Raw genomic sequence first — 11,154 nt, 5'->3', positions numbered from 1 at the left:
AAGCAGCCTCAATTTAGTTAAATTTAGTAGTTGTAGAGAATTTGTATTCCACAGTAGCAGGCCAGTTTGCCGCTCCATTAGCGATGGAAGCCGAATCAGCGGCTACATTGGTCACTTTGAAAACAACATAACCATCAAGTGCCTTTGCTGCCCAGATGTCTCCATTCTTCAGAGCTGTACCGCAAACATTAGATGACCATTTTGTTGTATCAATGGATGTTATAGTGGCAAGATCGCCGGGACCAATCCGGTAAATTTTATCATCTCTCGACCGGTACCAGATTCCCGTCATCCATCCACCACCACTTCCATTAGGACACCACGCAATTGTTTCACCGTCAATTTTTTCGTTCGCAAGTGGTGTTGCAGGATCTCCGACCTTACCCTCTGAAAAATCCACGCCAAAATGAGCAAGCGTCATTGTTTTCGTAGTCGGGGTTGTCGGGTTGGTTGTTGCATCATCTTTTTTGCATCCGTTAAAAGCTACAAAAACGATCATTGCAACGAATAAAAACACGATTATACTTTTCATTTTGTCTCTTGAATTAATGAAAATGCTCTGTTAAAATAACAATTTTAATTATTAAACAAAACAAAAAGTCTTTAAATATGGATTTTTGAGAAGAAAATTTTTCTCAACTGTGATTTTGGTTACAATTTTAGGGTAAAATGGGACAGAAACGGTTTAAAATAAGAAAGGTATGAGGTCGAGGGCATATGCCGTCAACCTTCATACCTTAAAATCAGAGGGTATTAACCTTTGTAATTCAGGGAAGCGAGACCCTTGTAAATCGCATTGGTATCCAGTTCTTCTTCAATTCTGAGGAGCTGGTTATATTTGGCGATTCTGTCAGTTCTGCAGGCTGAACCGGTTTTGATCTGTCCGGCATTGGTTGCCACGGCGATGTCAGCGATAGTCACATCTTCAGTCTCACCACTTCTGTGGGAAATAACTGCAGTGTAACCGGCGTTTCTTGCCATTTCAATTGCATTCAAAGTTTCTGTAAGCGTACCGATCTGGTTTACTTTGATAAGGATTGAATTGGCGCAACCAAGTTCGATGCCTTTTGAGAGAATGCTTGTATTGGTTACAAACAAATCATCACCAACCAACTGGATTTTTCCACCAAGACTTTGGGTTATCTTTTTCCAGCCTTCCCAGTCATCTTCAGCGAGACCGTCTTCGAGCGATACGATTGGATATTGTTTTGCCCAGTTTTCCCAATATGCAATCATTTCATCTGAACTGATCTCTTTTTGGGTCGATTTGAAGAATTTGTAGGTTTTTCTTTCAGGATTCCACATTTCAGTTGAAGCAGGATCGAGAGCGATGAAAATTTCCTTTCCGGGTGTGTATCCGGCTTTGGTGATTGCTTCGAGGATTACTTCAATAGCTTCATCGTTTGATTTGAGTGAGGGGGCAAAACCGCCTTCATCACCAACTGCTGTGTTGTAACCTTTTTTCTTCAGTACACTTTTCAGTGTATGGAAAACTTCCACGCCATATCTTAAACCTTCTCTGAATGTCGGGGCACCAACAGGCATAACCATAAATTCCTGGAAGTCGACATTGTTGTCAGCATGTTTTCCACCATTCAGGATATTCATCATCGGGGTTGGAATTACTTTTGCATTTGTTCCGCCGATGTAGCGATAGAGGGGGAGTCCGAAAGCTTCTGCTGAAGCTTTTGCAACCGCAAGTGAAATTCCGAGTATGGCATTTGCTCCATATTTTGATTTGTTTGGGGTTCCATCCAGTTCGATCATATATTCATCAATACCGACCTGGTCAGTTGCGTCCCATCCGATAAGTTCTTCAGCGAGTTCATTGTTAACAAAATCAACTGCTTTTTCAACGCCTTTTCCCAAGTAACGGGCAGAATCACCATCTCTGAGTTCGCAGGCTTCGTTGGAACCGGTGGAGGCGCCGCTTGGTACTGCAGCTCTTCCGATTGCTCCGCCTTCGAGCAGAACTTCGGCTTCGAGAGTGGGGTTACCTCTGGAATCGAGGATTTCGCGGGCAATGATATCTATTATTTCAGTCATTATTATTCTCCATTAAAGTAAGAGTGGGTGCCCCCGGGGCGACTCGAACACCCGACAAACAGTTTAGGAAACTGCTGCTCTATCCACCTGAGCTACGGGGGCATACCATTAAATTGTTCCGGAATTTTCCAAAACACATCTACAAATATATGAAATTAGAATTACCTGTAAAGAATGTGAAGCAGCAATTATGGCAAGATGGAAAAAACAGAGAGATTTTGGGAGATTAAAATAATATTTTTCCGTATTTTACTGTTGATCAATAATTTAATTTGTTTTCAATTCCGCTTTAAATAAGGCACTAAATGCGTAAGATATACTCAATTTCGGTTTTGGCAGTTTTTTTCTTATCCACTGCAATATTTCCTCAAACGAGCGTTCAAACCATAGTAAATCAGGTAAGTCTCGATACCTTAATGAAATTCGTTAATGAACTTTCGGGTAATGTTCCTGTAACTATTGGAGGCCAGCCATACACCATAGTATCACGGCATAAAAACAATGCATCCAACGACAAAGCTACACAGTATATTCAGGAAAAGCTCCAGGGTTACGGGATAACCGCAACTCAGCAGAGCTTCAGCACAACGGGCAAGAATGTTATCGGTGTAAAAACAGGTACCCAGTTTCCCAATCAAAAATATATAATCTGTGCCCATTTCGATGATATGCCTTCAGGCACTACAGCACCCGGCTCGGACGACAACGGAAGCGGTACCGCAGGTGTGATGGAAGCTGCCCGAATCCTGTCTCAATATCAATTCCCCTTTACCCTGGTGTTTGCACTTTGGGATGAGGAGGAACAGGGACTTGTCGGATCAGCTTACTATGCAAATCAGGCAGCCACAGCCGGAGATTCGATTCTTGGAGTGATTAACATGGACATGATAGCCTATGATGCAAATAATGACGGAAAGGCAAATCTTCATGTCAGGGCAACCGCCCAATCGATGGATCTTTTTAACAAAATGGTCGCATTGAATTCCAGCCTTAATTTAGGTATTGTACCCGTTCAAAAAACTCCTGGTACGACAGCAAGCGATCATGCATCATTCTGGAGCAAAGGTTACAGTGCAATGCTTTTGATAGAGGATGATGACAACGATTTTAACGCCTACTATCACACTACGAACGATAAAGTAGCGTACTTCAACCAGCCATACTTTCACAAGATGGCGAAACTTGCCATTGCAACATTTTCAAGTTTTGCATTAAATCTGAATTTGAAGATTGCACATACACCGGTAGCCTCTGCTGCTTACAGTCAGGCAATTCCTGCTGTAGCTTCACTTCAGACTGGTCTGGATGTGGGCACGGGAACTGCTGCGCCCCGGCTGTACTACAGAACAGCAACAGGAAGTGGCGGCTTTTCACAATTTTCATTCGTAACGGGATCAGCATCCAGCAGAGCGGGTGGTGACTACACATTTAATATCCCTGCTCAACAGATGGGTACGATTGTGGAATATTACATTGCAGCACAGGATGCACCGGGTAATGTTATTGTTACTGCTCCGGCAGGCGGTTCGGGTGTAAATCCACCGGGAACCACCCCACCGTCATCCTTCTACAGATTCTATGTTGCTCAATCTGATGTGGTGATGAACGACAGCGCGAACACAACAAGCGGTTGGGTAATCTCAAACAACTGGGGATTGTCGACTGTAAAATCGGTTTCTCCCCCAACATCTTTTTCTGAATCACCGACAGGAAACTACGGCTCAAATATAACTGCAACCATGACACAAACCGCAAGCATTAATTTGAACGGCATACTCGGAGCCGGATTGAGCTATTCAGCCCAGTGGGATTTGGAATCGGGATATGACTATGTTCAGGTTCTCATCTCAACCAACAATGGTGGTGTCTGGACACCGCTCAGAGCTTCAGGAATGATAACCGGTGCCGGAAGCTTCCAACCCGCCGGACAGCCCCTCTACAACGGAACCCGTGGTTCCTGGTTGAATGAGTCGATTGATTTGTCATCGTATGTCGGTCAAAATGTGATGATCAGGTTCCTTTTCAGATCAGACGGATCTTTAAACGCAGATGGTTTTTATGTAGATGACATAAAGATATTCAAATACTCGGTTGTCCCTGTTGAGCTTGTCTCATTCTCAGCCACACCTTTAAATGATGCGGTTAAGCTTGAATGGACGACAGCTACCGAAACAAACAATTACGGCTTTAATGTTGAAAGAAGAAATGCTTCGGGTAATTTCACGACTGTCGGATTCGTTAAAGGAAATGGCAACTCGACCTCATCGAGAGCATACTCGTTTACGGATGAAAACCTGCAGGCAGGAACCTATGCCTACAGGTTGAAACAGGTTGATCTCGACGGGACTGCAACATATTTTAATGCAATTGAAGTTGAGGTGTCGCCGGTTTTTGATTACGGACTTGAGCAGAATTATCCTAATCCGTTTAATCCGGTATCAAAAATGCAGTTTTCACTGGCTGAAGCCGGAAGTGTTGTTATCGACCTTTTTGACATCCAGGGCAATAAAGTCAGAAATCTCGTAAATGAGACTTTGCCCGCCGGAAAACATTTCTGTTCGATCAGTGGAGAGAATCTTTCATCGGGTACCTACATGGTCAGGATGACATCGGGAAGGTTTTCTGCGGTCAGGAAGATTATACTTCTTAAATAAATCTCCTCTTTAAAATGAGAAAGGCTGCTCGTGGATCGGGCAGCCTTTTATGTATCGGGGAGATACAAACCATTATCTGGATCTCATCATCATCAATTACTTAGTACCAAAGAGTTATAAAATAACAATTGTAACTTTCGGTTTCGTTTCCGCTGTTGTTCACAGAGGCGGAAGAATAAAAAATCAGATAAATTTTAAATCTCATTGGAAAAATTTCAAATAGTGAAGAACATCGTGATAATATCCGGAATATCTGAAAATCCTGCAAGACCTGAAATTTATCTGATTATAACATGCAAAATCCTCGACGGTTGTCTTTTTCTTTTTACACCTTAAAAACTGAAAAAGACAAGTAAAATATAATTTACATTAGAAAAATACCTAATGTGTAAAACTGTTAATATAGAAAATAGCTGATTTTAGAGTCGAATTAATTCTACAACGATCTGAAATCGTTTTGTACCAGCCTCATGAGCTGGTCAAATTCCTCTGTTTTATCAAAAAAGTAGGAAGCTCCCAGTGAGAGGGCTTTCTCCTTAAATTTTGAGTTGCTAAAGTTTGACAGAAATATGACTAAAGGGGAAGGGGACAGAACTTTGATTCGTTCCATTATGTCAAACCCGCTCCCGTCAGGCAGTTTTATGTCGACAATGACAACATCGTGTACTTTTCGCTCAATTTTTTGGATTGCTTCGGTGCAGGTGGATGCCTGATGGATGACAAAATCAGGGGTTTTCTGCTGTATCATCCGAATAATATTGTGTCTTACACTGTCGGCATCGTCAATAATCAATATATCCATTACGACTTCTAAAAAATGATGTCCGAAAGATAAGTTGGATTAAGAGGTGACTATATAGGAAAAGGCGGATAGTTGTTGTCGTAAAATTACGACTTAATCAATAAGATGGTTCTCAAGAACATACAGGATTAATTCAGCATTGTTTGTAAGTTTCAATTTTTCAAGAATCCTGCCTCTGTAGGTACCGACTGTACTAACGCTAATGGACAATTCGTTGCCAATGTCGGTAAGGGATTTTCCCTGTGCAATAAACCTCAATATTTCAAATTCCCTGTCGGAGAGGACTTCGTGAGGCAGTTTTTTCTTGTCGATATCCAATCCACCGGCAAGAGTCTCAGCGAGAGTTTCACTTAAATATCTTCTACCAGATGCTATTTTTTTAATGGCGAGAATAATGTCGTCACCCGCACTTTCCTTTGTCAGGTAACCATACGCGCCGGCTTTCAAAGACCTGATGGCAAAGCGGTCCTCGGGATGCATGCTCAGAATAAGTACCCGTGCGGAGGGGTCGATGGCACGCACTTCCTTCAGGATTTCCAAACCGCTCTTTTTGGGCAGTGTAATATCGAGTACCAGAATATCGTATTCTTTTTCTTTGGTGGCTCTAAGAATCTCAACAGGATCATCAGATTCACCTGTCACCCGTATGTCGGGCTCGATATTAATTATTCGTTTCAGACCTTCACGAATGAGAATATGATCATCGGCGAGGAATATTTTAATCATTTAACATTTCAATTAAAAAAAGATAACCTGACTGAATAATAATCATTTTTTTACTGTGAAGCAAGAAAAGATTAATTATTTTTTAGTTCTACGCTGATTGAAATTGTGGTTCCCGTGTTTTCCGCTGATTCGATGCCAAGTTCGGCATTTATCAATTTTGCCCTCTCCCTCATTCCGAGCAAACCAAAGGTAGAGACACCTTTGAGATCATTGACGAAAAACCCTTTTCCGTCGTCGGAGATGGTTACTAGAAGTTTATCGGTTTGTTTTTCAATTTTAATCGAAGCATTTTTTGCACCCGAGTGTCTGTTTATGTTGGTACAGGCTTCCTGCACAATTCTGAAGAGAGAAGTGGCGGTGGTTTTATCCAGATCAAGATGTTCCACATTTGATGAGAATCTGTAATCGATCAGGTTTTTGGCGGGAGATTCCTCAACGAGCCATTCGATGGCAGCAACAAAACCAAGATGATCGAGCACTTCAGGCCGGAGTTCTGTGATTATCCGCCGTATTCTTTTTACGGTTGCATCTATCTGTTTGCCCATGGTATTTATTTCCTCAAGGAGGAATTCACAATGATCGCCCTGGCTGCCGGTCTTAATGGCATTCTTCATCATGGCGAGGTTCATTTTAAGGGAGGTGAGCACCTGCCCCAATTCGTCATGAATTTCTCTCGCTATTGACTCTCTGTCGTTCTCTGCAACGACCTGCATGTGGAGAGTCAGTCCTTCAAGTTGTTTATATGTTTCGCTAAGCTGTTCTTTTAGTTTTATTTCACCTGTAATATCCGAGAAAAAGACAGCAAAGCCTCCCGTCACCGGGAAAAGTTTATTCTGAAAATAGACATCCCATGCCGGGTAGTAATCGATGCTTGTATAAGGTTTTCCGGTTTTTTTTACTTCTTCAAAACTGTAGTAGAAACCTGAGTTTTTAAGATCGGGCAACACTTCGAAAGCTGATTTCCCGATGATCTCACTTTTGGTTTTCCCGATTACCGAAATGGCTCTGGAATTGACAGCTATGAATCTCAAGTCTGAATCGAAAACTGCAAAACCATCTGACATCCCCTCTCTGATGCTCTCGAGAAAGGCTCTTGATTCGGCAATTTTCTTGGAGTAAGTTACCTCCTGCCGTTTGATTACGAGCGATATTGCCAGCGCAGAGAGCACAATGGTAATGACAATGATGATAGTAAGGAGCAAAAAAATCGGTTTCAGAGGTTGTTCGAGTTGATCACCACTCACTCCGCAATAGACAAATATGTCAAAATTTGAAAGTCTTTTCAGATAACCAAGTGTATACAGATCATTGAATCCGCTTGCCTGGATTCTGCCACTTTTGCCGGTACTTCCGGTTTCAAGGATTTCATCAGGAAAGATTTTTTCTGACTCACCGGAATGAAGAGAGCCTGATCGGGATGAATCGAGCAGGGAGTAAATCTTTCCTTCATTAAAATAGAACAGCCTCATCAGGTAGGGGTCATTATCCGGTGTAATGCTTTCAAATATCAGTTTTGCATCGACTCTTATATCGATTTTTTGGAAAACATATCCTGTCTTAATATTTGCGGGACTGAAAACCGGGGTCAGAAAAGCCAAAGAGGGGATTGAATCGGATAACCCCTTTGTCGAAATGCTTGCGAATCTGCCGGTATCTGAAGCGCTAAATTCATTAGACAGGTTAACCTGATGAATCGAATCACCCGTCCGGACAAGAAAATTTCCGTTCAGGTCGATTAGTGAAATTGTAGAATAGTCGTGATTAACCCTCAGTTGTTCGAAGAGATCCGTTATTCTGTGTTTGCTGTCTGGATCAATCAAAAATGAGTTATTTGAAATTGCTTCCGTCAAGACAGAATTTGTGGCGAGGTATTTGCCTTCGGCTTTTCTTTCACCAATCCAGTTTGACACTCTTTCTGATTTTTGCCCTGCGATGGCTTTCACTTCATCAAACTTTTCTGTCATCAGGTTTTGTTTTGTCTGACTGTAATAGTAAAAACTGGTGACAGTCACAATCACGATGAGAAGAACGAATATTATGGTGACCGTATGATAGTTTTTACCGGTTTCGATTTCTTGATCGATCATTTTAGTCTCGTTCCGATGAAATGGATAGCTAAGTAAGGATAAAGGATTATACCATGATGCAAACTAACATTTTGTTCAAGAATTACAAAGAAAAAGAACGGTTTTGTTGACAAATCGACAATTAATCGGAAAAATTGATTGATTCTGTTGACTATATCGTCCTCATTTATTAAGTTGAATTCAGGATTTTCTCAATGCCCGTACGAGGTTTGCCACTCTGAAACCAAAACATATTCTGATAATTGTTGCCACCGGAATCACATCATTCCTGTCAATGTATCTTCTTGCCTCAGTAAACCTTGCGCTGAAGGTGATTGGGGAGGAGTTTGTGGTGAATCCTGCCGACCTCGGTCTGATAAATTCGGTTTATCTCCTTCTTTCGAGCATCTGTATCGTTCCTTTGGGGAAGGTATCCGATATACTTGGGCCAAAGAAAACACTTCTTTTTGGTGCCTCATTTTTCATTATATCCAACCTGCTTGTTATCTTTTTTGCACACAGTTTCCTTTCACTTCTTATTTTCAGAACTATTCAGGGAATTGCCGCTTCATCCCTTGTTGTTTCAAATACACCAATTATAACGACAACAATTCCTGCGAAATACAGAACAACCGCACTTGGAATTTTATCGGGGCTCGTTTATTCCGGTACCACTGCAGGCAATTTTATCGGTGGATTCCTGACCCAGTCTTTCGGATGGAGGAGTATATTCATCTCTGCAGCAATTGCAGGGGGTATTGCATTAATGATTATTAAATTTGTGGTACCCGATCGTGAAGTTGACAAAGAGGCCTCAAGGAAATTTGATCTTCCGGGCATCGTATTTTATGCACTCACACTGATTTTCCTACAGGGGAGCGCCAACAGACTGAATGAACCTCTGGGGTGGGTTTTATTTGCCGGATTTGCCGCAGGTCTTGCATCGTTTATTTTTTCCCAGTACAAGAGTGCTGAACCGATCTATGACATCAAACTGTTCAGATCGAATTCTGTGTATGCAGTTACCAATATTTTAGTATTTATAACATTTTTAACCACATATGCATCGCAGTATCTGCTCGGACTTTACCTTCAGTGTAACAGGGAGATGTCGCCCGTAAAATCAGGTATTGTAATACTTATACAACCCGTACTTCAACTTTTGGTTTCACCTCTTGCGGGGTATGTGGCTGACAAGACCTCCCCCGGGAAAGTCTCAGCCGCAGGGATGGGATTGATAGCTCTTTCGCTTGTTATTCTGGCAAATCTCGGAGAAACCACTCCGATGTATCTCATCTACTTTGCAATGATTTTGACAGGATCGGGAATCGCTCTTTTCTCAGCACCAAACACTTCGATTATGCTCGGCTCAGTTCCTGAAAGCAGACAGGGGAGTGCTGTTGCATCAAATTATGTGATGCTCAGTGTCGGAATGCAGACAGGAATTATCATCTGCGGACTTGCTTTTCTTTTTCTCGTCGGCAAAGAAGCAAAAATTCAAAAGGAAAACTTTGATGAAATGTTGATTGCCACACAGATCAGCTACTGGTTTTTCGCAATCATCGCCACTGCTGGTTTTGCCATGTTATTAAATCCCAAACATTTAAGAAAAATTCCGGACTTAAGAAAATGAATGCTTCACAAGAACTCTCATACCTCAATGTGTTTGAAAACCAGGTTCCTCTCTATATCGAACAAATAAAAATTCATACACGGAGATTTGATTTAAGTTTTCCTTTTGAGACCTCATTTGCCAGATTCGACTCTCTGATCCGACTTTTCCCGGAAATCACATTCAGAACTGAATCGGGTGATCTTGTAACAGGCAGAGGAGAGTGTTCACCCCTTAGTGCGCCGTGGTACGATTACGAATGCCACAGGAGCGTCGGGATTGCCCTGAGCTATATCATCTCGGCTCTAACCGGTAAGCCTGTTGAAGAAATTGACGGACTGCCGGTGAGGGGTTTGCCTCCATTTACCGATATAATTTCTTTTCTGGACCGTTTCAAATGGATCGTAGGGCACAACATGGCAAAGTCAGGTGTCGAAGGAGCCTACTGGGATGCTGTGGCACAGATTCACAGTGTTTCTGTTTCCAAACTGTGGGGTGGAACGAGAAAAAGTGTTTCGGCGGGTACAAGTGTGGGTCTTGAACCAACGATTGAAGCATTTATCAGGAAAATCGATATTGCGATTGGTGAGTTAAATGTATCAAGAGTTAAAGTAAAGGTTAAACCGGGGAAGGATGTCACATATATTGAGGCAGTCAGAAGAAAATATCCCGACATTAAACTACAGGTGGATGCAAATGCCTGTTACGATCTTTTTAACCCGGTGCATGTGGCGATACTTAAGGAATTTGACAATTACAACCTTTTAATGATTGAACAACCCGGAAGAAATGATGATATTCTCGATCATTCGAGACAGTTATCAGCCCTCAAAACACCCGTATGCCTCGATGAGAGCATTCTGAATGAGATGCATACAAGGCAGGCGATTGAGCTGTGGCGGCAGAATTCTGACACAAATAAGCTGATAATCAACATAAAGCCTCCACGGGTTGGCGGATTCCTTGAGTCGATCAGAATTGCGAAAATGTGTCATGAGAACGGTGTATCTGTCTGGTGCGGGGGAATGTATGAAACTGCACTTGGGAAAACCTCAAATATCCACTTCTGTTCACGCGAAGAAGTGAACCTTCCGGGTGATCATATTTCGCAGGCACCCTATTTCAAGGTAAATGTTGCTGATTCTCCTGAATATGAAGACGGGGTGATTACTGTTCCGGAGGGAATTGGTTGGGGGTTGAAGAATTTTAGTTTGTGACAACGAGAGTTTTAAAATAAAAAAACCGGCT

Annotated in this window: 8 protein-coding genes and 1 tRNA gene; 3 read left to right on the top strand and 6 right to left on the bottom strand. The window is 42.1% G+C overall.

Annotated elements, in window-relative coordinates; all coding sequences use genetic code 11:
- Nucleotides 1-13 precede the first annotated feature (13 nt).
- From LCH52_02745 to LCH52_02735, 3 genes are all read right to left on the bottom strand, one after another.
- Complete coding sequence (locus LCH52_02745) at nucleotides 14-532, bottom strand: hypothetical protein (protein MCA0387392.1); 519 nt, start codon at nucleotides 530-532, stop codon at nucleotides 14-16.
- A 221-nt stretch (nucleotides 533-753) separates the two neighbouring features.
- Nucleotides 754-2,046, bottom strand: a complete 1,293-nt coding sequence (gene eno, locus LCH52_02740) for a phosphopyruvate hydratase (GenBank protein ID MCA0387391.1) — start codon at nucleotides 2,044-2,046, stop codon at nucleotides 754-756.
- A 28-nt stretch (nucleotides 2,047-2,074) separates the two neighbouring features.
- Nucleotides 2,075-2,148: transfer RNA gene (locus LCH52_02735), tRNA-Arg, on the bottom strand.
- A gap of 203 nt (nucleotides 2,149-2,351) precedes the next feature.
- Here LCH52_02735 and LCH52_02730 point away from each other — a divergent pair.
- Entirely contained in the window at nucleotides 2,352-4,700 is a 2,349-nt protein-coding gene (locus LCH52_02730) for a M28 family peptidase (GenBank protein ID MCA0387390.1), read from the top strand.
- A 436-nt stretch (nucleotides 4,701-5,136) separates the two neighbouring features.
- Here LCH52_02730 and LCH52_02725 read toward each other — a convergent pair whose 3' ends face one another.
- From LCH52_02725 to LCH52_02715, 3 genes are all read right to left on the bottom strand, one after another.
- Nucleotides 5,137-5,502 carry a response regulator gene (locus LCH52_02725; protein ID MCA0387389.1) on the bottom strand — a complete coding sequence of 122 codons (366 nt, stop codon included), beginning with the start codon at nucleotides 5,500-5,502 and terminating at the stop codon, nucleotides 5,137-5,139.
- Between the two features lie 93 nt (nucleotides 5,503-5,595).
- Nucleotides 5,596-6,228 (bottom strand): response regulator transcription factor, encoded by a 633-nt coding sequence (locus LCH52_02720; protein ID MCA0387388.1) that lies wholly within the window; start codon nucleotides 6,226-6,228, stop codon nucleotides 5,596-5,598.
- 71 nt (nucleotides 6,229-6,299) lie between these two features.
- Entirely contained in the window at nucleotides 6,300-8,315 is a 2,016-nt protein-coding gene (locus tag LCH52_02715) for a histidine kinase (GenBank protein ID MCA0387387.1), read from the bottom strand.
- A gap of 256 nt (nucleotides 8,316-8,571) precedes the next feature.
- Between LCH52_02715 and LCH52_02710 the strand changes: the two genes are divergently transcribed.
- Nucleotides 8,572-9,927, top strand: a complete 1,356-nt coding sequence (locus LCH52_02710) for an MFS transporter (GenBank protein ID MCA0387386.1) — start codon at nucleotides 8,572-8,574, stop codon at nucleotides 9,925-9,927.
- Nucleotides 9,924-11,123: an o-succinylbenzoate synthase gene (gene menC, locus LCH52_02705; GenBank protein ID MCA0387385.1), complete on the top strand. Its 1,200-nt coding sequence runs from the start codon at nucleotides 9,924-9,926 to the stop codon at nucleotides 11,121-11,123. The genes LCH52_02710 and menC overlap by 4 nt, the downstream gene beginning before the upstream one ends.
- Nucleotides 11,124-11,154 lie beyond the last annotated feature (31 nt).

This window comes from Bacteroidota bacterium, from assembly GCA_020161395.1.
Lineage (GTDB): Bacteria > Bacteroidota > Ignavibacteria > Ignavibacteriales > Ignavibacteriaceae > UTCHB3.
Note: the sequence above shows the minus strand (reverse complement) of the source record. Positions and strands in the feature narration are given on the sequence as shown.